The sequence below is a fragment of the Cupriavidus sp. a3 genome (genome assembly GCF_051015765.1).
In the GTDB taxonomy this organism is placed as follows: Bacteria; Pseudomonadota; Gammaproteobacteria; order Burkholderiales; family Burkholderiaceae; genus Cupriavidus; species Cupriavidus oxalaticus_A.
In genome coordinates this window covers 808,212-832,682 of the sequence record NZ_CP170644.1, presented here as the reverse complement: position 1 = coordinate 832,682, position 24,471 = coordinate 808,212, and the positions used below count along the sequence as shown (strand labels likewise).

15 protein-coding genes are annotated in these 24,471 nt (G+C 70.5%); 4 read left to right on the top strand and 11 right to left on the bottom strand.

The genetic code is table 11. The features are described from left to right. Positions 1 to 40 precede the first annotated feature (40 nt). Positions 41 to 1,759 carry an FAD-dependent oxidoreductase gene (locus ACAD63_RS25645; RefSeq protein WP_434034554.1) on the bottom strand — a complete coding sequence of 573 codons (1,719 nt, stop codon included), beginning with the start codon at positions 1,757 to 1,759 and terminating at the stop codon, positions 41 to 43. Between the two features lie 452 nt (positions 1,760 to 2,211). Next, positions 2,212 to 2,598: a helix-turn-helix domain-containing protein gene (locus tag ACAD63_RS25640; RefSeq protein ID WP_133094433.1), complete on the bottom strand. Its 387-nt coding sequence runs from the start codon at positions 2,596 to 2,598 to the stop codon at positions 2,212 to 2,214. Between the two features lie 337 nt (positions 2,599 to 2,935). On the opposite strand from ACAD63_RS25640, the gene ACAD63_RS25635 reads away from it, so the two are divergent. From ACAD63_RS25635 to ACAD63_RS25625, 3 genes are all read left to right on the top strand, one after another. Then, complete coding sequence (locus ACAD63_RS25635; protein WP_135702885.1) at positions 2,936 to 3,541, top strand: TetR/AcrR family transcriptional regulator; 606 nt, start codon at positions 2,936 to 2,938, stop codon at positions 3,539 to 3,541. A 187-nt stretch (positions 3,542 to 3,728) separates the two neighbouring features. Then, positions 3,729 to 4,712: an alpha/beta fold hydrolase gene (locus ACAD63_RS25630; RefSeq protein WP_135702886.1), complete on the top strand. Its 984-nt coding sequence runs from the start codon at positions 3,729 to 3,731 to the stop codon at positions 4,710 to 4,712. Positions 4,713 to 4,781: 69 nt separating this feature from the next. After that, a complete protein-coding gene (locus ACAD63_RS25625) occupies positions 4,782 to 5,051 on the top strand; it encodes a DUF2917 domain-containing protein (RefSeq protein WP_434034553.1) in 270 nt (89 codons plus the stop codon). Between the two features lie 121 nt (positions 5,052 to 5,172). On the opposite strand, the gene ACAD63_RS25620 is transcribed toward ACAD63_RS25625, so the two are convergent. The 8 genes from ACAD63_RS25620 to ACAD63_RS25585 all read right to left on the bottom strand — a co-directional run bounded on the left by ACAD63_RS25620 (position 5,173) and on the right by ACAD63_RS25585 (position 17,363). Further along, positions 5,173 to 5,514: a DUF3325 family protein gene (locus ACAD63_RS25620; RefSeq protein WP_135702887.1), complete on the bottom strand. Its 342-nt coding sequence runs from the start codon at positions 5,512 to 5,514 to the stop codon at positions 5,173 to 5,175. Beyond that, the gene (locus ACAD63_RS25615; protein ID WP_434034552.1) at positions 5,498 to 7,120 is read right to left on the bottom strand and encodes a PepSY-associated TM helix domain-containing protein; all 1,623 of its coding nucleotides are present in this window, start codon (positions 7,118 to 7,120) and stop codon (positions 5,498 to 5,500) included. The genes ACAD63_RS25620 and ACAD63_RS25615 overlap by 17 nt, the downstream gene beginning before the upstream one ends. Then, positions 7,117 to 7,440: an iron uptake protein gene (locus ACAD63_RS25610; RefSeq protein ID WP_135702889.1), complete on the bottom strand. Its 324-nt coding sequence runs from the start codon at positions 7,438 to 7,440 to the stop codon at positions 7,117 to 7,119. Before ACAD63_RS25610 ends, ACAD63_RS25615 begins: the two co-directional genes overlap by 4 nt. 69 nt (positions 7,441 to 7,509) lie before the next feature. After that, positions 7,510 to 9,723, bottom strand: a complete 2,214-nt coding sequence (locus ACAD63_RS25605) for a TonB-dependent siderophore receptor (RefSeq protein WP_434034551.1) — start codon at positions 9,721 to 9,723, stop codon at positions 7,510 to 7,512. Positions 9,724 to 9,884: 161 nt separating this feature from the next. Continuing rightward, on the bottom strand, positions 9,885 to 11,300 hold the full coding sequence (locus ACAD63_RS25600; RefSeq protein WP_434034550.1) for a lysine N(6)-hydroxylase/L-ornithine N(5)-oxygenase family protein: 1,416 nt from the start codon (positions 11,298 to 11,300) through the stop codon (positions 9,885 to 9,887). A gap of 23 nt (positions 11,301 to 11,323) precedes the next feature. Next, a complete protein-coding gene (locus ACAD63_RS25595; RefSeq protein WP_434034549.1) occupies positions 11,324 to 12,406 on the bottom strand; it encodes a GNAT family N-acetyltransferase in 1,083 nt (360 codons plus the stop codon). A gap of 53 nt (positions 12,407 to 12,459) precedes the next feature. After that, positions 12,460 to 14,139 (bottom strand): cyclic peptide export ABC transporter, encoded by a 1,680-nt coding sequence (locus ACAD63_RS25590; protein ID WP_133094424.1) that lies wholly within the window; start codon positions 14,137 to 14,139, stop codon positions 12,460 to 12,462. Next, the gene (locus ACAD63_RS25585; protein WP_434034548.1) at positions 14,136 to 17,363 is read right to left on the bottom strand and encodes a non-ribosomal peptide synthetase; all 3,228 of its coding nucleotides are present in this window, start codon (positions 17,361 to 17,363) and stop codon (positions 14,136 to 14,138) included. Before ACAD63_RS25585 ends, ACAD63_RS25590 begins: the two co-directional genes overlap by 4 nt. Before the next feature lie 278 nt (positions 17,364 to 17,641). Here ACAD63_RS25585 and fhuF point away from each other — a divergent pair, with 278 nt between their 5' ends. Further along, on the top strand, positions 17,642 to 18,376 hold the full coding sequence (fhuF, locus tag ACAD63_RS25580; RefSeq protein ID WP_434034547.1) for a siderophore-iron reductase FhuF: 735 nt from the start codon (positions 17,642 to 17,644) through the stop codon (positions 18,374 to 18,376). A 12-nt stretch (positions 18,377 to 18,388) separates the two neighbouring features. On the opposite strand, the gene ACAD63_RS25575 is transcribed toward fhuF, so the two are convergent. Continuing rightward, on the bottom strand, positions 18,389 to 24,442 hold the full coding sequence (locus ACAD63_RS25575) for an amino acid adenylation domain-containing protein (RefSeq protein WP_434034546.1): 6,054 nt from the start codon (positions 24,440 to 24,442) through the stop codon (positions 18,389 to 18,391). Positions 24,443 to 24,471: the final 29 nt, after the last annotated feature.

Genomic DNA, 24,471 nt, shown 5'->3' with positions numbered 1-24,471 from the left:
TGTCGTCAGCGTTGCGGTGTCGGTCGGGGTTCAGGGACTTCTAGTGCATCCGGCCGTTGGCTGGCAGGCAGAGGGCGCGCAACAGTGCGGCCTGCACGGCTTCGGCATCAAAGGTTCGCCAGCGGGCGCAGACGTGCTGGTCGGGACGGATCAGGTAGCAGGTGCCCGGGCGGCCGTCGTAGCGGCGCGCAGCCAGGCCTTCGGCGTCGCTCACATGGCGCGGGCCATCGGGCGGTGCAGCCGGCTGGCCCGGCGGCACCACGAACAGCAGGCGCATCGGCACCGCGGCCATTGCCAGCCGGCGGCGCGCATCGTCCGGGATCTCGCTGCCGTCGCCAAAGACCAGCAGCGTGAAGGCGTTGCCCAGTTCGCCCAGTTCGCCCAGTTCGCCGAGCAGCCAGCCCGGCTGCGCCTCGCCGTGGCGCCGCAGCGGCGCATCCGCGCACGGCGCACCGGGCACCATCGCGCCCGCGAACACATCGCGATCCGGCGTGTTGAGCGGCGAATCCGCCAGCACCGTGGGCAGCGACAGCCGGCCGCTATTGACCAGCTGGCGCGCAAACGCGTGGCGGCGCGCGAGGCGCAGCACGGCATCGCGGAAGGTGCGGCTCACGGCGCTCTTGGGCGTGATGAAATCGGTGGAACGCGTCGAGTGGCGGATGTTCTCGTCGGCGGCGGCCTCGCGCTCGCTGGCATAACTGTCGAGCAAGGCGTCGCCAGCGCGGCCGGCCAGCACCAGTGCCAGTTTCCACGCCAGGTTCTCGGCATCCTGAACGCCGCTGTTGGCGCCGCGCGCGCCGAACGGCGAGACGCGGTGCGCGGCATCGCCGGCGAACAGCACGCGGCCGTGGCGGAAGGCATCCATGCGCTGGCAGCAGAAGGTATAGACGCTGACCCATTCCAGCGTGAAGGCCACGCCATCGCCCAGCATGGCGCGGATGCGCGGGATCACGCGCCCGGGCTGCTTCTCGGTTTCGGGGTCGGCGTCCCAGCCCAGCTGGAAATCGAGCCGCCAGACATCGTCGGGCTGCCGGTGCAGCAGCGCGGAGCGGCCCGGGTTGAACGGCGGGTCGAACCAGAACCAGCGCTCGGCCGGGAACGGCGCCGCCATCTTCACATCGGCGATCAGGAAACGGTCGTGGAACACGCGGCCCTTGCTTTCCAGGCCAAGGCCCTGGCGCACCGCGCTGTGGGCGCCATCGGCGGCCACCACATAGCGCGCTTGCAGCACGTAGTCCCCATCAGGCGTCGAGACCGTCAGCGCGACGTTGTCCTGGGCTGGCGCAACGCCGGTGACGCGATGCCGCCAGCGGAGTTCAATGCCGGGCAGTTCGGCGGCGCGTTCGACCAGGAAGCTTTCCAGGTAGAACTGCTGCAGGTTGACGAAGGCCGGCCGGCGATGGCCGGCCTCTGGCAGCAGGTCGAAGCGGTACACCTGCTCGTCGCCGAAGAACACCTTGCCGACATGCCAGCTGACGCCCTTGGCCGCGACCCGTTCGCCGCAGCCGAGGCGGTCCAGGATATCCAGCGTGCGCTTGGCAAAGCAGATGGCGCGCGAGCCGGCGGCGAGCGTGTCGTCGTCATCCAGCACGACCACGGGAACGCCGCGCTGCGCCAGGTCGATCGCCGCGGTGAGTCCGACCGGCCCGGCGCCCACCACCGCCACGGGACGGATCGCATGCGCAGCCGCCGGCTGCGAGCGTTGCTCGGCGCCAGGCTGGTACGCGAAGGTGCGTTGCGGGTTGGTGGTGGTATCCACGGCGTCTCCATGCGGCGCTGCGCTGGCGCCCCGGGGACCCTTTGGCGGGCCCTGCCGGTCTGGGTGAGTTCGGTACGGAATTACGTAATCCGTAATTGATTTACCATATCGTAATCTCGCAAGACAGGCGTGTCAAACCCGTCTCGGCGAATGCGCAAGGTGGCGCACCCACTGGAGTTGTAGGCCGGAACCGGAAAAATGGAAAAGTGTGGCCTTCAACGCGCGTCAGGCTTGGACGCGGCAGTTAATGAAGTCGGGTAGAAAAATGCAGGCAATTACCGCGCGCAGGACCGCGGCGGCGTGATGGAGGCGCCGGGCGGCGCAAGCAGCGCCCGGTCGATGACAACCGGCGCGGAGCGAGGGCCGCGCCGCGCCGGTTGCGGGATGGTGGTCTGGAACGCCATCCGCCTGCGCCGGCCCGTGCAGACGTGGCCGGCCAGGCAGCGGCCGGTTCAGACCGGCTTGTGGCCTTCGCCCGTGCCGGAGCCGAAGCCGCCGCCCTGCGCCGGTGCCGCGGCGGGTGCCTGCGCACCGCCGGCGGCCGGCTGGCCGGCCATCGAGGCTGCCGTCACGCCGCCATTGCGGCTGGCGATAAAGGCGTTGACATCTGCTGCGAGATGCTGCGGGGCCAGCACCACTTCCAGGCCCAGCGCCTCGCAGGCAGCGAGGAATGTCGACATGCGGGGATCGGCTTGCCCCGATTCTGCCCGCAGGTAGGCTTCCCGCGAGATGCCCGCTTTTCGGGCGACGTCCTCTTGCTTGAGCTTGCGCGCGCGGCGCAGCGCCCGCAGTTGCCGGAACGGTTCGCTAGCGCCTCTTGGCACGGCTGTACTGTTCATGTCGGTCTCCAGTCACCAGTGAAAAAAAGTGCGCGGACGTGCATTCGAGTATAGAGCACGCAAAGCGTTCCGTATGTAACCGCCGAAACACTTTGTGCAGATTTCTTCCAAGTCCGCAATTCGCCTCTTGCCCCGGCCGGCAAACGGAAGGCAAAAGGCCGCATCCTGCACAACATCGTCGCAACGCAGGGAGACTAACGACCCTTGGCGGTTTGCGTTGACGTCACACGCTCTGTGTACGACGTTATGGCCTTCGCTGCACAACTTCGCAAGTCGGGGCAACTACCATGCATCCGGTTTCGTTGACAAACCGACCGGTCGTGCTATTCTCCACTGCATGCAAAAGGGACAACTCACCCGCCACGCCATCATCCAGCAGGCGCTCGATACCGCAACCAAGGTCGGCTTCGAGCAGCTCTCGCTGGCCACGCTTGCCGCGGACACCAATATGTCCAAGAGCGGCCTGTATGCGCACTTCAAGTCCAAGGAGGCGTTGCAGCAGGCGGTGCTGGACCTCGCCATCGAACGCTTCGGCGAAATCGTGGTGCGGCCGGCAATGCGCCACCCGCGCGGCATGCCGCGGCTGCAGGCCATGTTCGAGGGCTACCTGGAGTGGCTGGGCGGGACGGTGACGCAGGGCCGCTGCCTGTTCATGGCGCTGGGGCAGGAATACCGCGACCGGCCGGGCACGATCCGGGACCTGGTGGTGCAATCGCTGAAAGACTGGCACAGCACCGTGGCACGCATGGCGGCCGATGCGGTCGACGAAGGCCAGTTCGGCACGAGCGTGGAGCCGCGGCAATTTGCCTTCGAACTGTCCGGCATCGGCATGGCGTTCCAGCAGTCGTTCAAGCTGCTCGGCCGCGCCGACGCCGAAGCCATGGCGCGGCGTGCGTTTGGCGCCCTGGTGGCACGCGCCACCGAGGGCGCGACGCAGGTCTGAACGGAAACACCACGAAACAACATTGGCGCCGGCACTATCCAGCCGGCGGGCAACAACCTTCCGGCCGCTTTTTTTATACCAAAAAAAGCACGACTGGTCGGTCCTAAAAATGCGCGCGGAAAGCCGCCGGCTGGCACCGGCTCCGATGATGCCGCGCCAATCCAGCAACCGATTGGAGGTGCAGGTCGTGACGCAAGCAGTCTCTTCCCCTTCCCCGGCGACTTCCGCCGCCGCTGCCCCCAATGCCAGGCCAGCGGGTAACGTACCCGCCGCTCTACCCGGCTGGCAGCGGCTGCGCTGGCAGGCGGGCAGCCTGGTATCGCCATCCGCGACCGCGCGTGCGCTCGAGCGCCTCTGGTTCTCGCCGCCGCGCGCCGCCCTGACGTCGGCGGCCCGCCGCTTCCTGGACAGCGCCCGCAGCGACTGGGCCCTGGTGACCGGTCACGGGCCCAGCCGCAGGGTGCGCGTCTACCGCTGGGGCGACTCCGGTCCGGTGGTATTGCTCGCCCACGGCTGGGGCGGCCATGCCGGGCAATGGCATGCGGTGGCCGACAGCCTGGTCGCAGCCGGAATGCGCGTGGTGGCCTTCGATGCGCTGTCGCATGGCGCTTCCGATGCGGGCACGCGCGGCGCGGCGCAGACCTCGGTGCTGGAAATGTCGCGTTCGTTGCTTGCCGCCGCCTGGCATGCCGGGCCGGTTCACGCCGTGGTGGCGCATTCGCTCGGCGGCGCGGCCACGGCGCTGGCGCTGCGCGAGGGCCTGCCGGCACGCGCGGCGGTGCTGGTCGGTTCGCCCGCCGATATGCACGCCGCGTGCGCGGCGCTGGCCTGGCAGCTCGGCATTGCGCCAGCGGTCCTGGCACGCATGCAGCGGCAGAGCGAGCGCTGGCTCGGCATGCCGTGGTCGGCGTTCAACGTACCGGAGATCGGGCGTTCGCGACCGGTGCCGCCGACGCTGGTGATCCACGACCGCGGCGACAAGGAGGTGCGCTGGGAAGACGGGGCCGCAATCGCCGGCGCCTGGCCCGGCGCCGAGCTGGTCACCACCGACGGGCTCGGCCATCGCCGCATCCTGCAGGACTCCGCCGTGATCGACCGGATCGCCGCCTTTGTCCGGCCCAGGGCCGCGGGCACAGTGACAGCCCCGGCGGCCGCCCTCGCAGTGAACTGAATCCGGAGGACATCATGTTCCTGGTAAGCAACGATATGACCGCCACCCGCACGCAGTTCGCTGCGGCTGGTGGCCGATCCGGGCGAGCACGTCGCGGTGCGCTGCACCGAGGGCGAGCTATGGCTGATCCGTGACGGCGATCCGAAAGACACTTCCCTCGCCGCCAGCGAATCGTTTACGGTGCCGGAGGCTGGCACCGTAGATCTCTACGCCATCACCCGGGCCAGCGTGCGTGTCACGCGCTGCAGGACGGGAGCGGCCGGTGCGCGCGGCTGGCGGCACTGGCTTGCTCGTTTCCTGCCGATGCAACGTACCGCCTATTCGGGTACACACCGCTGAGCCCTGGACCATTCGTTGCCGGCAGGCACGCGCTTGCGCGCTGGCGGATGGTACGGATTTCAGGCGGTTAATTGCATTATTACCGACGGGTGACGTAGCGCCGCCCGCATCCAGCCCCGGCTCAGATCCGCAGCCTTGCCAGCACCGCGCGCGCGACCGGCTGCAGCCAGCCGCGCCGCCACGTGAGCGTGAAAGCGACCGCCATCGCACCGGCCATCATCGCCAGCGCCCACAGCAGCACGCCAAAGCCTGCGCCGTTGGCCGGCAGCGCGGCCGCGGCGCCCAGGGCCACCAGCGCCCAGGCCGCGCCGCGCAGGCGCCGGCGCGACCGATCCGGCAAATCGCCGCCCTGCCCCGACAGCTCGTTCCAGTGCCGCTCGGTGGCGCAGGCAAACAGCACGAAGGCGCCATACGCGCACAGCGCCAGTGCGATCAGCAACAGGTGGTCAAGCGCGTTCGGCATGCTCTGCCTCCTTCAGGTCTGATGCAGCCGCCGACCGGGCCGCTTCCACTTGCCCGACGCGGCGTGCCGTCGTCAGGGCGAGCGCGCCGGTCAGCAGCAGCGCGATATCGACACCCGCCACGGCAAACTGCCCGCGGGCCAGCGCCAGCGGCAGCCAGTCGCCGGTGGTCAGGCCGTTGCACACCGGCGCCGCCAGCGCCAGCACGGCGATCGCCAGGCATTGCTGCCGCCACGGCACCAGCGTGCGGCTGCCTGGCCGCATCGCCACGCGCGCGTGGATGGCCGTGGCCAGCCAGACCAGGAAGAACAACCCCGCCTCGATGAACTCGCGCGACGGCAGCGTCATCGGCAGCAGGCGATTGGCCACCATCATCGCCAGCATCGCGATCACCAGCCCGGTCGTCATGGCCGCGGTGACCGCGGCGGCCAGGCGCACGCCGCGCTCGCCATGGCGCGCATGGCGCTTGTCGAGCCAGTACAGCTGCCCCGTGCCAATCAGCACGCAACCGGCCAGACCGCCAAGGAAATACAGCCAGCGCAGCGGCCAGTGGTCGAAGGCGATAAAGTGCATGCCGGTCAGGAAGCGCTGCGTAGTCGCCGCGGGCTGCAGCGGCACGTGGTGCAGCAGCGCCCCGCTGGCGCCGTCGAAGTAGGCGGCGTCGTCCGCCAGGCTGACGCGGTCGCCCACCGAGCGGCTGACCTTGACCACCGCGTTGGCGTCGCCCGGGTTCCAGACGCGGATCGCCGCCGGCGCCGCCCCGCCCCAGCGCGCTCGCGCGGCCTCGACCATCGGCCCGAGCGGCGCCAGCGGCGCGGCCACGCCCGCAGCCGGTCGCGAATAGCCCGATACGGCCTGTTCGTAGAAGGCATTGGGCTGCTGGTACAGCGCGTCGATGCCGGCCGGGATCAGGATCATGTAGACGATGCAGATGCCGGAGAAGGAAATCACCGCATGGAACGGCAGCGCCAGCACGCCGGTCAGGTTGTGCAGGTCGAGCAGGCTGCGCTGCAATTGCTTGCGCGGCCGGAAGGTGAAGAAATCGCGGAAGATGCGCACATGCACGATCACGCCGGACACAATCGCCGCCAGCATCGCCATCGCCGCCAGCCCCACCAGCCAATAGCCGATGTTCCACACGCGCAGGTGCAGGTTGTAGTGCAGCGGATAGAAGAAGGACGATGCCCCCAGCGTGCCGACATCCGGCAGCAGCGCGCCGGTGCGCGGGTCGGCCAGGCGGATCTGCCCGCCGGCCGCGGCATAGCGCACGCGCGCGATCATCACCGGCGTGCGCGCCTCGGGCAGCGTCACGGCCCATTCGCGCAGCGGCTTGCCCGCAGCCAGCGCGTCCACGGCGCGCGGCACCACGGTGTCGATATCGATGACGGGCGGCGCGGCCTCGATGCGCGTGGCCGGCATCATCCAGCGGTCGATTTCCCGGTCGAATACCGCGACCGACCCCATAAAAAAGGCCACCATCAGCACGCCGCCGAGCAGCACGCCGATCCAGGTATGCGCCCAGGTCATCGCCTGGCGCAGCCCGCCTTCGTGGGCGGCGGTCTTGTTCGCCGCGGCGCGGCCATTGTTCTTGCGTAGGGTCTTGCTCACGCGAGCCGCTCCCCGAGCCATTGCGCCACGCCCGCGCCGATGCCCGCGCCCGCCAGCAGCACCAGCCACGTGCGCCACAGCCGCCGCGTCACCAGCGCCCACAGCGACATCATCGGGAACAGCAGGAAGGCGAACATCGAAAACCAGAGCACCGCTTCGCTGCGCGCCAAACCGAGGCGCCAGCCAAGCACGGCGCCACCGGCGGTGACGCCCCAGGTAAATGCGTAGCTGCCGGCCAGCGCGGCCAGCGCGCGGGCGGTCATCGCCAGCGCCGGGACCATGGCGCCGCGCGACGGCAGGGATGAGGGACTATTGGTCATTGGAATATCCTGCAACACGCGGCCGGCGTAGGGGTGCGGGCCTGCCGCAACGCCACGCCGGCATTGCGCTTACATCTTCATGCGCACGGTGAACATCGCCGCGCGCGGCTGGCCCCAGATGTTGCCTTCGCGCGGGTTGTTGATCCGCGCGTAGTAGCTGCGGTCGAACAGGTTGGTCAGGTTCAGATCGGCCGAGACATGCTTGTTGAAGTCATAGCCGATTGCCGCATCGAAGGTCGCATAGCCGCCACGGCGCAGCGTGACCGCGCCGATCGGTGCCGGGAACAGCGCGGTGTTCTGCACGTGGCTGACCGCGGTCATGCCGCCGCCGATGCGCCAGCGCTTGAAGTCGCCAGGCAGGCGGTACTGCGTCCACAGCTTGAACAGGTGCTTGGGCGCGATCGCCGAGAACGCCGTGTTGAGCTGGCCGGTGCGGTCCTGCAGGTCGGTCGTGACGTTGAAGGTATAGCCGGCGTAGACGGTCCAGTTCGGCGTGATGCGGCCGCTGGCCTCCAGCTCGAAGCCCTGGCTCTTGGTCTCGCCCTGCGAAACGTAGAACGGGTTGCTCGGGTTGGTGGTGTTGACGTAGTCGACCGTGGCGCGGCCGGTCTCGCGCACCTGGAACAGCGCCACCGAGGTGTTCAGCGCGCCTTCGAAGAACTCGCCCTTCAGGCCCACTTCATACTGCTTGCCCTTGATCGGATTGACCAGGTTGCCGCTGGCGGTGAAATACTCGTCCTGCGGCTGGAAGATCTCGGCGTAGCTCGCGTAGGCCGACCAGTGCTCGGTAAAGTCGTAGATCAGCCCGGCGAACGGGGTGAACTTGGCGTTGATGTTGTCTTGCTTGGTCACGCTGGCGGTCGGCGTGTACTGGCGCGCATTGATATCCCACCAGCTCAGGCGCCCGCCCAGCACCAGCGTCACCGGATCCAGCAGCGAGAAGCGGGCGTCGCCGTAGACGCCATATTGCCGGGTGCTGGTCGTGGTGCCCGAGCCATTGGGCGTGAAGACCGGCTTGGCGAAGTCGCTGCGCGGGCTGAAGATGTTCACGACCTGCGAGAACGGTGTCGACGAGTACCGCGGGTCGCGCCGCTCCGAATCCGAGAAATTGAAGCCGATCAGCGCCTTGTGCCGGCGCCCGAACAGCGAGAACGGACCGTTGGCATAGACGTCGAAGCTGGTCTGCTCCTGCGTATAGGTCTGCTTGGCCGCGAACAGCGTGGTGGTGTTCACGCCCGGGATGACCGGCGCGTACGCATACGCCTGCTCGCGATGCATCTGGTTGTTGAGGTAGCGCAGCGCGCCCTTGACCTGCCAGCCGCTGTCGAACTTATGCTCCAGCTCGGCAAAGGCCGAGGTGGTATAGAAGTGGTCGCTGTTCCAGTCGGCACCGAGGTAGGTCGAGCGCGGCACGTCGAGCAGGCTCGCCTGGCGCGTGACCGGGTTGTAGTAGGCCGGCAGCGTCCAAGGCTGCCGGCCTTCCGAGTCCTGGTAGTTCGCGCCCACCGTCACCATGGTGCTGGGCGTGATGTCGTATTCGACCACGCCATAGAGCGCGCCGGTGCGCATATTGGCCTTGTCGATGAACGAGTCCTTGTCCTGGAACGCGCCGGTCAGGCGCGCGCGCAGCGTGCCGTCGGCGTTCAGCGCACCACCGGCGTCGATCTCGGCGCGGTAGTTGTTCCACGACCCCACCGACAGCGCGCCCTGCACCTGCGTCTCGCGCGTGGGCTTCTTGCGCACCAGGTTGATCGCGCCGCCGGTCTTGCCGGCGCCGGACAGCAGGCCGGACGGTCCCTTCAGCACTTCGACGCGGTCGATCATCGACAGGTCGGGCTGCACGGTGTTGCGCCAGTCATACTTGGTCGGCACGCCGTCCAGCAGGAAGGTGTCGATCTCCAGGCCGCGCGAATAGTAGATGGTGCGTTCCTGGTCGCGCTTCTCCACGAACACGCCGGTGGCCTGCGCCAGCGCATCTTCCAGCGTCACCAGGTTCTGTTCCCGGATGCGCTCGCTGTTGACCACGGTCACCGACTGCGGGACTTCGCGGGCGGTCAGCGGCACCTTGCTGCCGGCCGTGGTCGGCGGGTTGATCGGGTTTTCGCGCGCGCCGTTGACTGTCACCGCGGGCAGTGCGGGCTCTACCGGGCGTGCGGCGCTGCCCGTGGCGGCAGCGGCGGTGGCGGGCGTGGTCCCCGTGGTGGCTTCCTGCCCCAAAGCCGATGCGCTGAAGACCAGGCCGACCGCGGCCGGGATCCAGCGCATGGCGGTGCGGCACGACATTGCGGCCCCGTTCCGTGCTGCCCGCGCGCGTGCGTTCGCGCGTCTGTTGCTGTGTTTCATGCCCTTCTTACTCCCCTGCTCTGTTGTGTTAAAGAAACTGGCCATGCGCACCGGCCGGCGGACGAATGGCCCGCCGCCGCTGCGCGCTCTTGTTCTTGTATTCAGTGCGCGCCGGCGTGCGCCACCCGCGCGGGGCGGCTTCGCGGCGGCTCCGGCGCCATCACGCGTGCTTCGCCCTCGCCAGTGCCGAGCACCGCCGCGGCAATCTCCTGCGCGCGCACGGCCAGCACCGACAGCAGCGTGTCCGACAGCCCGTGCGTGGCTTCGCAGCAGCCCTGCAGGAACACGCCGGCCTGGCAGCCCGGCGCCATCTGCAGCCGGTAGTCGCGGTCGGCCTGGAAGCCCCTGGCGTCGTCCAGGTAAGACGCCAGCGGCGCCAGCAGCGACTGGTGCAGCTCGCGCCGGTAGCCCGTGGCGAGGATCACCGCGTCATAGCGCTGCAGCTGGTGCGCGCCGTCGTCGCGGCGCGCGATGTCGAGCCGCACGCCGTCGGCGTCGGCCTCGGCGTGGCGCGCCTCGCAGCCGGCCAGCAGGCGGTGGCGCACCTTGCCGGTGACCTTCTGCTGGTACAGCACTTCATAGATGGCTTCAATCAGGTCGGTATCGACCACCGCGTAGTTGGTGTTGCCGAATTCGTTCAGCAGCTGCTCGCGCTCGTTGGGCGCGCGCGAGAACAGGTAGTCGATATAGCGCGGGTTGAAGATCTCGTTGACGAACGGGCTGTCATCGGCCGGCTTGAGCGCCGGCGCCCGGCTGACCAGGTCGACCTCGATACTGCCTTCGCGGCCGTGCAGGTCGAGGAAGATCTCGGCGGCGCTCTGCCCCGAGCCGATCACCGCGACCCGCCGCACCGGTCCCGACTGCCCGAGCCGCTCCAGCGACTCCAGGTAGTTCGACGAATGGAACACACGCGCATGCCCGCGCAGCGGCACGAAGGTATCGGGAATGCTGGGCGCGCCGCCCACGCTGACCACCACGTTGCGCGCGCGGCGCACCGTCAGCGCGCCGTCCGCCGCGCGAGAGGTCACGCGCAGGCATGCCAGTGCGCCATTGCCGCTATTCGCGCCGGCGCTCTCGGGCTCGACCGACACCACTTCCTCGCCATAGTGGCAGCTGTCGGCAAAGTCAGCCGCCACCCACGACAGGTAGTCGTTGAACTCGTAGCGGCTCGGGTAGAAGGTGCGCGTGTTGATAAAATCCAGCAGCCGCTCGCGCTCGTGCAGGTAGTTGATGAAGGTGTAGCGGCTGGCCGGGTTGCGCATCGTGACCAGGTCCTTCAGGAACGAGATCTGCATGCGGCTGTTGTCGAGCAGCATGTTGCCGTGCCAGACAAAGCCGGGCTTCTTCTCGATAAAGCCGAAGCGGAACGGCGCCTGCTGCGGCAGCATCTCGCGCAGCGCAACGGCCAGCGCCAGGTTGGACGGGCCGAAGCCGATGCCGAGCAGGTCGAGCACAGGCGGTGTGCCGGTATCCACGCGGGCACCGTTCGCGGCGAAGGTCGAAGCTGGGTAGAGCATTGGGGTCTCCTTGCGCGGCGGGTTCAGGCAGCCAGTGCTGCAAGTGCTGCGCAGGCTTGCGCCGGCGCCTCTTCCTGCGGCACCCACAGGCGCTCGCCGAAGAAGCGTTCGCGCAGCAGCATCACCAGCATGGCGCGCTTGTGCGGGAAGTCGAAGGCCTTGACCTTGGCAAAGCCGGAGCGGTCCAGGTTGCGGATCTGCTGCACATGGTCGATGCGCGGCTCGCCGACGATGCGCTGCGTGCGCGGATCGTCGAGGAAGATGTAGTGCATCAGCGACGGCAGCCAGGCGCTGATATACGCCTTGCCGCGGATCGCGCCGTCGCCGATCAGCACGTGCCAGCCGCGGTCGAAGTCGTCGGCGTCGTAGTAAGGGCCGATGCGGTTTTCGCGGGCCCAGTACACCTCGAAGTAGGCGAAGGGCTTGCCGTCCAGGCAGCCGATCAGCGGGATGGTGTGCGGGTCGTCGAGCTGCGCCTGCAGGTAGCCGCGATGCCTGGCGAGGTCGCCCGCCTCCTGCCAGAACACCGCCACGCGCGGGTCGTTCATCCAGCCATGGAAGCACTGCAGGTCGGCATCGAGGTCGGCTACCCGCATCGAGAACACCTGGTTTAGCCAGGGAATATGGCGCGCATAGACCTGGCCGCCCGGCTTGGGCGCGCGCAGCGGATGGCGCTTGCCCGCGCTCATGGCGTACTGCAGCGGGAAATCGCGGCCCGAGGTGCCGGTGTGCCACAGCGCCGGCAGCTGCCACAACTGCTCGACGCGCGAAACCAGCTGGCCGTTGGCATCGCGTACGGCGCTGCCTTCGCGCAGCATCGCGGCGGCCAGGGCGTCGGGTACGTCCAGCGCGATCGCTTCGGCGGCAGGCGTGCGCGCCAGCGCTGCTTCGCAGGCGGCGAAGGTGGCGGCGCGTGCCAGGGGGTGGTCCGGCGCGGTGCCGGCAAGCGCGATGCGGGGCTGCGCGCCCGGCGTGAACTGCCACGCCTGCAGCGGCGCGCCGTGCAGGCTGAGCTGTAGCGTCGCACCGTCCCAGCGGCTTTGCAGGATGGCGGAGGCTGCTGTGGAATCGGACGACCACGGCTGGCCGGCGACGGCGTGGGTCATCGAAGACGCGTTGCTTTGCATTTGAGCTGACTCCCTCTGAATGTTGGCGCGCGTCATGCGGCGGCCTGTTGTTGGTTGTTGCCGGCGTCGATGCCGGCGCTGGCGCTGTCGGCGCGGATCACGCCGCTGTCGCAGCGGATCACGCGGTCGGCCACGTGGAAATAGCGGTCGTCGTGGCTGACCGCGACGATGGTCTTGCCGCTGCGCTTGAGTTCCGGCAGCAGCGATTCATAGAAGTAGGCGCGGAATACCGGGTCCTGGTCGGCGGCCCATTCGTCCAGCAGCAGCACCGGCCGTGCCTCGACGTAGGCCGCCAGCAGCGCCAGCCGCTTGCGCTGGCCCTGCGACAGCTGCGTGGTCGACAGCAGGTCGTCGCGGATCGCGACCTTGTGGTCCATGTGCAGCCGCTTCAGGAAGGCATTGGCCACCGCGGCATCGAACTTGCCGTCCGGACCCACCAGCCGCGCGAACAGGTGCGCGTTGGAGAACACCGTGGCGAAATGGCTGCGATACCAGGGCAGTTGCGCCGCACCCACTGCCGCGCCGGCCAGCGAGACACTGCCGTCCGTGGGCTGGTACAGGCCCGCCAGCAGCTTCATCAGCGTCGATTTGCCGCTGCCGTTGCCGCCGACGATGAACACGGTCTCGCCGGCGGCCAGCGTCAGCGACACCGGGCCCAGCCGGAAGCCGCGCTCGTCGCCTTGCCCGGGGTAGTCGTAGCGCACGTCCTGCAGCGCCAGCAGCGGCATGCCCGGAGCCGGCACCGTCGCGTTGTGGCTGGCATGCAGCAGCGCGAAGTCTTCCGTGTACGGCGCCAGCCGCAGCGTGTCGATCTTGCGCAGCGCGACGTTGCCGGTCATCAGGATCGGCAGCGTGCCGACGAGGTCATTCAGCGGCATGCGCAGGAACATCAGCACCAGCACGAAGGCGGTGATGCGCTCGCGGGCAATGCCCAGCGCATCGCCCGCGATAAAGATCGCGCAGGCCAGACCCAGGATCAGCGCCGCGGTGAACGACAGGCTCAGCACCCAGTAGCGGTCGGCGCGCACTTCATGCGCGCGCGCAAACTCGGCGGCGGGCTCGAAGTCGCGCTGGTAGAAGCCCTGCTTGCGCCAGGCATTCAGCGCAAGTTCATAGCGGCCGTCGATGGCGCCCTGGTAGCCGGCGTAGAGGCGGTCGTCGGTGTCGCGCACGGCCTTCATCAGGCCGCGCATGCGCAGCACCCAGCGCTGCGCCAGCAGCACGCCGCCGCCCAGCACCGCGGCGCCGAGCACGAACAGTTGCCACGACAGCCACCCCAGGTACAGCAGCCCGCCCGCCACCAGCACGCCGTTGTAGAACACGAACGGCACGCGATTGAAGGCCATGCCGATCGAGGCGATGTCCTTGGTCAGCGTGGCATAGACGGTGGGGCCGCCGATCGCTTCCAGGCGCTCGACATCGGTATCGAGCACGCGCTTGAGCATGCGCATGCGCATGTCGTAGACCACGCGGTGGCCCAGCGCGGTCAGCAGCGCCTGCGAGCCGAAGCCGCAGCCGAACAGCACCGCCAGCAGGCCGAGCAGGATGCCGATGCGGCCGGCCTCCATGACTTCCAGCCCTGCCGGCGCGGCAATCATGCGGTTGATCCCGGCGATCAGCGCGATGCCGGCGAGCGCGCTGCAGGTACCCGCGGCCAGCGCCAGCAACAGCAGGCCGCCGAAGCGGCGGCGCAATGACAGGAACAGGTTCACAAGGTCTCCAGCAGGTCGTTCATGAAGGCCAGGTCGGCATCGGCATCGCGCCGGCCGGCCTGGTCGATCGCCGCGGCCATGTCGCGCAGCGCCGGCGCGGCGAACAGCGCCGGCAGCGCCAGCTCGCACGCCATCTGCTCGCGGATGTGGGTCTGCAGCCGCACCAGCAGCAGCGAGTGGCCGCCCAGCCGGAAGAAGTCGTCATCGGCGCCGGCTTCGGTCACGCCCAGCACCGCGCACCACAGCCCGGCCAGCGCGTGCTCGGTCGGCGTCGACAGCGCGGCCGCGGCGCGCGGCGCTGCCGGCTCCGGCAGCGCCTGGCGGTCGACCTTGCCGTTGGCGTTGAGCGGCAGCGCGTCGAGGCGCGTCAGGCTGGACGGCACCATGTAGCCGGGCAGTTGCTCGCGCAGGCGGGCCAGGATGGCGTCGTCGGTCGCGTGCGCCCCCGCCACGTAGTAGGCGCACAGCCGCGCCATGCCATCGGGGCCGGGGCGGGCCACGCACACGGCGTGCCGCACGCCCGGGCAGGCGGCCAGCACCGCCTCGACCTCGCCTGGCTCGACGCGGAAGCCGCGCACCTTGACCTGGTGGTCGCGGCGGCCGAGGAACTCGACGATGCCGTCGGCACGCTTGCGCGCCAGGTCGCCGGTGCGGTAGAGGCGGTCGCCCGCCATGGCGCCGGGCGAGCCTTGATGGAACGGGTTGGGCACGAACGCCGCGGCGGTGCGCGACGGATCGGCGGCATAGCCGCGCGCCAGCCCGGCGCCGCCGATGTAGAGCTCGCCGGCCACGCCTGCGGGCACCGGCTCCAGGCGCGCGTCCAGCACGTAAAGCTGGTTGTTGGCGATCGGATGCCCGACCGGCGCCACCGCCCACGCGGGCATGCCTGCGCCCTCGCCCGCCAGCGCATGCGCGGCGGACCAGACCGTGGTCTCGGTCGGGCCGTAGACGTTGCAGACCTCGGCGCCGCGCGCCAGCAGCGCAGTCGCCAGCTCGCGCCCCAGCGCCTCGCCGCCGCACAGCACGCGCAGGCCCTGCCACGCGGGCGTGGCCTGCGTGACCAGCATCTGCCAGGTGGCGGGCGTGGCCTGCATCACGGTGATGCCATAGGCGGACATCAGCGCCGCCAGCCGCGCCGGATCGCGCGCGTCGTCGCGCGTGGCGATTACCACGCGGGCGCCGCTGGCCAGCGGCAGGAACAGTTCCAGCCCCGCGATATCGAAGCCCAGCGTGGTCACCGCCAGCAGGCGGTCGTTGCCGTCCATCGGCACCACCGGCGTCATCGCGCGCAGGAAGTTGGCAAAGGCCGCGCGCGAGATCTGCACGCCCTTGGGCGTGCCGGTCGAACCGGAGGTGTAGAGCGTGTAGGCGAGCTGCGCCGGATGGCAATCCAGCGCCGGGGCGATTGCAGGCGCCGCATGCCACGGCGGCGTGTCGCCGTCGACCAGCACCACGCCGGCACTGTCGCCCAGCGCGGCACGCGTGCCTGCCGCCGCCAGGATCAGGCGCGGGCTGGCGTGGCGCAGGATGTGGGCGTTCCGCGCGGGCGGATGATGCGCGTCGATCGGCAGGTAGGCGGCGCCCGCCCTGAGGATGCCGAGCAGCACCGCCACCAGCGCCGGCGTGCGCGGCAGGCAGACGCCGACCAGGGTATCTGTGCGCACCTGCTGCCCGGCAAGCCAGTGCGCGATGCAGTTGGCGCCGGCTTCCAGCTCCGCATAGGTCAGGCTGGCACTGCCGTCGGTGATGGCGATGGCATCCGGCGTGGCCGCGGCGGCGCGGGCGATGCGGGCCACCACGTCGTCGGCGGCGTCGAGGGCCAGGCCAGTGTCGTTGGCGCTAGCCAGCGTCCGGGCGCGCTCGCCTGCGTCCATCAGCGGCAGCGCGCCGAGCGGCACGTCGGGAGCCGCCAGCATCGCGCCGAGCAGCTGCTCGTAGTGCCGGGCCATGCGTTGCGCCGTCGCTTCGGCGAACAGCTCGGCATCGAATTCGAGCGTGGCCAGCACGCGCGTCGCGCTGGCCTGCAGGTCGAGCGTAACGTCGAACTTGGCGCTGTCGTCGGGCACCGGCAGTGCGCTCGCCTGCAGGCCGGGCAGCGCAAGCGACGCGGCTTCGCCCATCTGCAGGTTGAACAGCGCCTGGAATACCGGCGTGCGGCTGGGGTCGCGCGCCGGTGCGAGCTTGTCGACCAGCAATTCGAACGGCAGGTCGGCATGGTCGAGCGCGGCGCGGGCGTCGTCGCGCACCTGCTGGCACAGCGCGCGGCCGGTCAGGCCAGGCGCCAGCCGCGCGCGATAGACCTGGGTGTTGATAAAGCAGCCGACCAGTTCGTCGAGTTCTTCGTGGGTGCGCGCGGCGTTGGGCACGCCGACCGCGAAATCGGACTGGCCGCTGTAGCGCGCCAGCAGCGCTTGCCAGGCCGCCAGCAGCACGGCGAACGGCGTGGTGCGGCCGCCGCCGGCGGTGCCGCTGCAGTAGTCCCGCAGCGCCGCCGCCACGCCATCCGACAGCGTCCAGCGGATGCGCCCGCCCTTGCCGGCCGGGCGCGCCGGACGCGGCGCGTCGAGCGGCAGTTCCAGCGCGGGAATGGCCGTGCCCAGCCGCTGCGCGCAGCGAGCCAGCGCGGCGTCGAGCGCGGGGCCGGCCAGGCGCTCGCGCTGCCAGGCGGCATAGTCCGCGTATTGCACGGGCAACGGTGTCCAGCCCGGGTCGGTGCCATCCAGCGCGGCGCCATAAGCGCATGCCAGGTCGCGCGCCAGGATCGGATTGGACCAGCCGTCGGAAACGATGTGGTGCATGGCCATGACCAGCACATGGGCGCCGTCATCCAGCCGGGCCACGGTGACCCGGAAAGGCGCGGCGGCGTGCAGGTCGAACACGCGCGCGGCTTCACTGCGCAGCAGCGCGTCGACCTCGCCTGCCGGCAGGTCGAGCCACTGCACGGGTGGCGCCATATTCGCCATATCGCTGACCAGCTGGCACGGCTCGCCGTCGCCGGACGAGAATCGGGTACGCAGCACGGCGTGGCGCGACGTCACCAGCGCCAGCGCCCGCTCCAGCGCCGGCGCCGATAGAGGCCCGTGCAGGCGCCACGCGCGCACCAGGTTGTAGGCGGTGCTGTCCGGCGCGTAGCGCTGCAGGAACCACAGCCGCTGCTGGGCGAAGGAGAGCGGCGCCGGGCCGTGCGCGGCGCGCGCTCGAATCGTCAAATCGGGCTGCGTCATCGGGTCTTCTCCGGAGCGGCGATGCAGGCGCCGGTGGCCTGGCTGCCTCGACCCGCGCTGGCCCGCCGTGGACCCGGCATGGCCGCAAGCGCTTCGCCACCGCCGCGCTGCCACGGCTGCCGGTCAGGAAAGCGCCCGGGTACGGGGTTGTCTCTACAAATGCAATTGCGAATATACCTGATAATCATTCTCATCTTCAACTTGAAAGATGGCGTTGGATGCACAAATACAACGCCGTTCAGGGCTGCCTCTTGTCTGCTCTACTACCGCTACCGCTGTTGCTTGAACTGTTTCCGGGGCCGTTGCGGCAATACGCCGAAGCCGTGGCGGCCGGCCCGCCCGCGCCTGCGGACATCGCCATTGCCGCGCTCGGCTCCTCGCCCGCTGGCCCCCTCGCGCGTGCGCTGCAGCTCAGCGCCGCGCACCACGGCAGCATCGACTCGCGCGTGACCGGCTCGGTCTGGGCGCGGCATGGCTTCTCGTCGCTGCTGCCCGGCGTGGTGGCCGCCGCCGCGCTGGCGCACCACGTGCTGCCGCTGCGCGACGCCGCGATCCGGGCCGACCGGCGCGGCCGCGCCGTGACGCTGTTGTTGCCGCATGGCGGCGAGGCGCTGCACCGGGCGCCGCCGCACCAGCGCTACGGCCCGCTGCTGGACGACCTGCTGGCGCCGCTGGTGCAGGCGCTCGCCGCGGCCAGCGGCGCGTCGCCGCGGCTGCTGTGGGCCAATGCCGGTGCCGTCGTCGCCGAGGTGTTCCGCCACGCGCCCGCCCTGCTGCAGCCGGGCCTGCCGGCCACCGAGGCGACGCTGGCGCAAGATGCCGCGTGGCTGATGGACACCCGCACGCGCCCCGACGGCCGCGACAACCCGCTGCATGCGCCGATGCGCGCGCACCGCGTCACCCGCGACGGCACCACCACCACGCTGTGGCTGCGCCGGCTGTGCTGCCTGCGCTACCGGCTGCACGGCTTCCCGCTGTGCGGGGACTGCCCGCGCCGCCTGCTGCCGAGCTGAAACCATCTCCGCCTATGCAGCCAGTGCACTCGCCCCGCCCTCGCTGGCGCTGGCTACGCGTGCCGGCAGTTCGGCCAGCGTGGCATCGGCCAGTGCGGGCAGCGCGAGCAGCAGCGCCCGGCAATGCCGCGCGAACTCCCGCGCCGCGGCGTCGTCAAGCGCGGCCGTGTCGTATTCCACGCGCAATGTCAGCGTTTCGCGGGGGATCACGATGGCGGTCACCGGATAGCTCATCTGGCCGCGGTTGCCCACGTCGCTGAAGCGCAGCGCGCCGCGCTCGGTTTGGCGCAGCGTGCTGTCGACCGGGTAGTTCTCGTAGATCAGCATGGTGTCGAACGGCGCCTGCGCCGTGTCGTCGCTGCCGGCCGCCCAGGACTGCAGCCACGCCGGCGGCGCGTGCTCGGTTTCGCGCAGGGCCAGGTTGTCCGCCTGCAGCGCCGGTAGCCAGTCGGCCACTCGCAGCGTGTCGGGCAGGTCCTGCACCAGCGGCAGCGTGCTGGCCAGCAGGCCCATGATGTCTTCGATGCCGGGCAGCTCCGCCGAGCGCCCCGAACCGACCACCGCCATGCCGACGGTGCGGGCACCGGTGGCCTGGCGCAGTGCCAGCAGCCAGGCGGCCTGCACCAGCGTGTTGACAGTGACATGCTGGCGGCTGGCAAAGGCGGCCAGCGTGCGCAGCGCGCCGGCTTGCACCACATGCTCGACGGCGCCCATATGTTGGCCGCGCTGGCCGCGCTGCGCCGGCGCGATCTCGCGCGTGATCCGTACCGGCTGACGCTGCAGCGGCGCGAGCCGCGTTTGCCAATGCTCGTCCGCGCCGGGCTGCGCCTGCTGCCACGCCACGTAGCGGCGCAGCGACGATGCCGCCTGGGCGGGCAGTTCCCCGTCGTAGCCACGCAGCACTTCACCCAGCAGCCGCGACATGCTCCAGCCATCGAGCAGCAAGTGGTGCCAGGTCCAGAGGAAGCGCCAGGCATCGTCGGCGATGCGCACCAGCGTCAGCCGCATCAGCGGTGCGCGGCACAGGTCGAACGGTTGGCGGAATTCAGCCTCGCACAGCGCCTGCCATTCCATATCGTCGGCGGCGGACTGCGCCGGGCTGCTGCGGCCGCGCCAGTCATGGCGGGTGACAGGCAGTTGCGCCTGCGCCGGCACCACCAGCAGGGGCTCGGCCTCGCCGGGCGTTGGCAGCCAGGCCACGCGCGCGCGCAGCACCGGATGGCGCCGCAGCGCGGCCCGCCATGCCGCGATCATGCGCTCGGCGTCGAGCCCGTCCATGGTCGCCTGCACCTGCACCATGTACGCCGGCGAGCCCGGATGGCGCGTGCCATGGCGCACCATGCCGCGCTGCATCGGCGTCGGCCGCCAGATGTCCTCGATCTCGTCTGCGGACAGCGCCAGCGCGTCCAGCTGCGCCTGCGACAGGCCGCTGGCCGGCATGTCCGACGGCGTCAGCCGCACGGCGGATTGCGCCACGCAATGCGATGCCACGTCGCGAAGGGCCTGGGCGATGCGCGCCAGCAGCGCCTCGATGGTGGCCTCGCGGAACTGGCCGCCGCGATACGTGCAGCGGAATTGCAGGCAGCCATGCTGGACCCGGCCGTCGAAGGCCAGCGGTGCCGGCAACGGGATCGCGGCGGACACGCCGCTGCCGGTGTCCTCCGCCGCCACCTGCCAGCCGCCCGCCCCGGCGCGCAGGCTGCCGTCGAACTGGCCCAGGTAGTTGAACAGCACCTGCGGCGCCGCCACGGCGGTCCCGAGCACGCCATAGCCCAGTCCTCGCCGCGGCACCGCGCGCAGGGCTTCCTTGACGCCGGCGATGGTGTCGCCAAGGTTATCGACGCTGGCCAGGCGCACCGGCCAGATGCTGGTGAACCACCCCACCGTGCGGCTGAGGTCTAGCGCCGTGCCGGCTACCTCGGCTTCGCGCCCGTGCCCTTCGACATGGATGCGGATCTCGTCGCAGCCGGTGAAAGCGCACAACGCGCGCGCAAAAGCTGTCAGCAGCAGGTCGTTGACGCCGGTGCGGTAGGCAGCGTGGGCGCGCCGCAGCAATGCGTCGGTAGTGGCCGCGTCGAGGGCGAAACTGGCCGTGCAGGCGCCATCCGGGCGAGGCTCCGAAGCGTCGAACACATCGCCCGGCAGATCCAGGCCGCCTTCAGCCACTGCCTGCCAGTAGGCGCCTTCGCCGGCAAACACGGCGCGCGCCGGGCCAGCCAGCGTGCGGCTCCATGCGGCATAGCTGGCGCCCACCGGTGCCAGCGCCGGCGCCTGCCCGGCCAGCCGCGCGGCATATGCCGCCTGCAGGTCTTCCAGCACGATGCGCCACGACACGCCATCCACCACCAGGTGATGGCAGACCAGGAACAGGCGCTCGCTGCCATCCGCGACGCGTAGCTGAAGTGCGCGCAGCAGCGGGCCCTGCTCGATATCCAGCTTTCCCTGCTCGGCGTCGCACGCAGCGGTGATGGCCGCTGCATCGGGCGCTTCGGCCGTCGTCAACACGAACGCGTCGGCGGCCTTCACAACGGCCTGCTGGTGCCAGCCGTCATCGGCATGGCTGAAGCGGAAGCGCAGCGCTGCGTGGTGGCCAACCACGTCCGCCAGCGCGGCTGTCAACGCCGCCGTGTCGATGGCCGAACCGGACCGCAACAGTACCGACTGGTTGAAGCGGTTGCGCGCGGCCGCGGCCAGCGGTTGGCCAAGGAAAGCCCGCTGCACCGGCGTCAGCGGCGCCGCGCCATGTTCCGCCGCGTCATTGGCGGCATCCTCCGCCGCCACGTCCACGCGCTGTGCCACCTGCGCCAGCGCGGCCACGGTCTGGTGCTCGAACACCTGCCGCGGCGTCAGCCGCCAGCCCTGCAGGCGGGCACGCGCGACGATCTGCAGGCTGAGGATCGAGTCGCCGCCGAGCGCGAAGAAGTTGTCGTGCAAGCCCACCTGCGCGATGCCGAGCACGTCGGCCCACACCGCCGCCAGCATCCGCTCCGGCGCCGACACCGGCGCGGCGTAGGCGGCCTCGGCCTGCCACTGCGGCTCGGGCAGCGCGCGCCGGTCGAGCTTGCCGTTGGGCGTGACCGGCAGGCTGTCGAGGCGCAGGACCGCGGCCGGCACCATGTAGTCGGGCAAGGCCGCGGCGAGCGCGCTGCGCAGCGCTTCGGCGTGCACGGTGGCCGGCGCGGCCACGTAGCCAACCAGCCGCGTGCCGGCCGGCGTCTCGTGCGGCAGCACCACCGCCTGGCGCACGCCGGGCTGGGCCAGCAGGTGCGCCTCGATCTCGCCCAGTTCGATGCGGAAGCCGCGGATCTTGACCTGGTGGTCCTGCCGGCCGAGATATTCGATGCAGCCATCCGGGCGCCAGCGCACCAGGTCGCCGGTACGATACAGGCGCGCGCCGGGCGCGCCGAAGGGATCCGGAATGAAGCGGTCGGCGGTCATGCCGGCGCGGCCGAGGTAGCCGCGCGCCAGCCCTTCGCCGCCGAGGTACAGCTCGCCCGGCACGCCGACGGGCACCGGCTCGAGCCGGCTGTCCAGCACGTGCGCGCTGCGCGTGCCGACCGGCCTGCCGATCGGCGCATAGGCGCCGCTCACCTGCGCGGCGGCTTCGTCCGCTGCGGCCTTCCACACCAGCGGCGTCACCACGGTTTCGGTCGGGCCATAGCCGTTGATGATGTGCTGCGGCCGCAGCGCCTGCGTCAGCCGTTCCACGCCCGCGCGCGGCATGGCCTCGCCGCCGAAGGAGTAGAGCCACAGTGGCGGCGGGTCGCCTTGCGCCTCGGCCCACGCGGCCAGCTGGTGCAGGTAGCGCGGCGGAAAGCCCGCGTGCGTGACGGCGTGGCGGCGCAGCGCGGCGTAGGTCTGCTCGACGCTCCACAGCGTGTCGTCGCGCAGCACGATGCTGGCGCCGCTGGCGAGCGGCACCATCCAGCGCTCATGCGCGCCGTCAAAGCTGAACGAGAGGAAATGGAGTTCGCGGCTGGCCGCGGTGATGTCGTAGCACGCGGCGGTGGTGACCACGTGCATCGCCAGCGGCCCGTGTGCCACGGCCACGCCCTTGGGCCGGCCGGTCGAGCCGGAGGTGTAGATCACGTAGGCCAGCTGCCCGGCATGGATCGTCACGGCTGGGTCGTGGTCGGGCCACGAGGCATCGTCGCCGTCGTCCAAGAGCAGCACTGGCAGGTCCGGCGCGACCGGGAAGGCATTGCGCAGCGCGCGCTCGGTCAGCAGCAGCCGCGGCGCAGCGTCTTGCTGCATGTCGAGCAGGCGCCGTGCCGGATAGGCGGGATCGAACGGCACGAAGCAGGCGCCGGCCTTGAGCACCGCCATCAGCGCCACCAGCATGCGCGGTGAACGGTTCAGCGCCACGCCGACGCGGCATTCGGCACCGATGCCTTGCGCGATCAGCCGGTGCGCAAGCCGGTTTGCCTGGCGTTCAAGCTCGCCATAAGTCAGGACGTCGTCGCCATACAGCACTGCTGGCGCAGCGGGCGCGCGGCGCGCGTGCGCGGCCACCTGCGCATGCACGGCCACGAACGGCGTTGCCGGGCAGTCGGGCTGGCTCCAGCGTGCCAGCGCGGCGCGCTCGGCGTCGGCGAGCAGCACCGCGGTGCCGGGCGTGGTCGCAGGATCGGCCGCGAAGGCCTGCAGCAGGCGCACATAATGCCCCGCCATGCGCGCGACCGTGGCGGCATCGAACAGGTCGGCGGCGTAGGCGATGCGGCCGCACAGGCTGCCATCGGCCAGCTCGGCCGTGGCCAGGCTCAGCTCGAAGCGCGCGGTGGTGACCGGCAGTTCCAGCGGCGTCACGCGCAGCCCCGCCAGTTGCGGCAGAGCCGCCGCGCTGGCGGTGCGATGGTCGAAGGTGACGTTGAACAATGCGGGCTGGCCGAGACTGCGGTCGGGCTGCAGCGCCTCGACCAGCAGGTCGAACGGCAGCGACTGGTGCTCCTGGTCCGCGGCGGCCTGCGCGGCGAGCCGCGCCAGCAGGTCGGCGAACGGCTGCTCCGGGTCGACCTCCGCCCGCATCACCTGCATGTTGACGAAGCAGCCGATCAGCGCCCCGGTCTCGCTGCGCTGGCGGTTCGCCACCGGCACGCCGATGCGCAGGTCGGACTGGCCGGTATAGCGGCCCAGCAGCACCGCGTAGGCGGCCAGCAGGGCCATGTTCAGCGTTGCATGGCGCGAGGCGGCAAGCGCGCGCAACGTTGCGGCCACAGCGGCGGGGATGGTGAACACGTGCTCGGCGCCCTCGCCGCTGCGCGCGGCGCGGCGCGGGCGGTCGGCGGGCAGGTCGAGCGCCGCGCCCGCGCTGTCGCCCAGGCGTTCGCGCCAGTAGCCGAGCAGGCGCTCGGCCTCGCCGGCCTCCATCCAGTTGCGCTGCCAGGCGGCATAGTCGGCGTACTGGACCGGCAATGGCGGCAGGCCGGCTTGCGTGCCGGCTTGCGTGCCGGCATAGCAGGCGGCCAGTTCGGCGACGAGGCGGACGATCGACGCGCCGTCGGCGACGATATGGTGCAGCACCACCACCAGCACGTGCGACTGCGCGCTCTCGCGGATCAGCGCGACACGCCACAGCGGTCCGGCGGCGAGATCGAACGGCTCATGGACTACGCGCGCGACGGTGGCGTCGAGGCCGTCCGGATCGGCGTCGATGGCGTTGATGGCATCAAAGGCCGGTGGCAGGTCTTCATGCACCTGCTGGCAGGCGACACCGGCAGCATCGATCGGATACGTGGTGCGCAGCACTTCATGGCGCGCGCCGACCTGCGCGAACGCGCGGCGCAGCGCCGCGGCGTCGAGCGGACCTTCGAGCCGGTACACCCCCGGCATGTGATAGGCGGTGCTGGCGGGCTCCAGCTGCTGCAGGAACCACAGGCGCTGCTGCGCGTACGACAGCGGCAGCGCGCCAGTGCGCGGCGCGGGCACGATGGGCAGCGTGGAAAACGCCACGCCTTTGCCGTGCAGCGCGGCCAGGAAGGCGGCGCGCTGCGCCGGCTCCAGCCGGGCGAAGCGCTCGGCGACTTGCGCGGCGACTTGCGCGTGCGCGGTACTCAATGCGTCTGACATGGGGGCGGGACCTGTCAATGGATTTCAGG

Coding starts and splice junctions, on each gene's coding strand:
- ACAD63_RS25640 (WP_133094433.1), bottom strand. CDS start 2,598: ATGAACAGTACAGCCGTGCCAAGAGGCGCTAGCGAACCGTTCCGGCAA.
- ACAD63_RS25635 (WP_135702885.1), top strand. CDS start 2,936: ATGCAAAAGGGACAACTCACCCGCCACGCCATCATCCAGCAGGCGCTC.
- ACAD63_RS25620 (WP_135702887.1), bottom strand. CDS start 5,514: ATGCCGAACGCGCTTGACCACCTGTTGCTGATCGCACTGGCGCTGTGC.
- ACAD63_RS25610 (WP_135702889.1), bottom strand. CDS start 7,440: ATGACCAATAGTCCCTCATCCCTGCCGTCGCGCGGCGCCATGGTCCCG.
- ACAD63_RS25605 (WP_434034551.1), bottom strand. CDS start 9,723: ATGTCGTGCCGCACCGCCATGCGCTGGATCCCGGCCGCGGTCGGCCTG.
- ACAD63_RS25600 (WP_434034550.1), bottom strand. CDS start 11,300: ATGCTCTACCCAGCTTCGACCTTCGCCGCGAACGGTGCCCGCGTGGAT.
- ACAD63_RS25595 (WP_434034549.1), bottom strand. CDS start 12,406: ATGACCCACGCCGTCGCCGGCCAGCCGTGGTCGTCCGATTCCACAGCA.
- ACAD63_RS25585 (WP_434034548.1), bottom strand. CDS start 17,363: ATGACGCAGCCCGATTTGACGATTCGAGCGCGCGCCGCGCACGGCCCG.
- ACAD63_RS25575 (WP_434034546.1), bottom strand. CDS start 24,442: ATGTCAGACGCATTGAGTACCGCGCACGCGCAAGTCGCCGCGCAAGTC.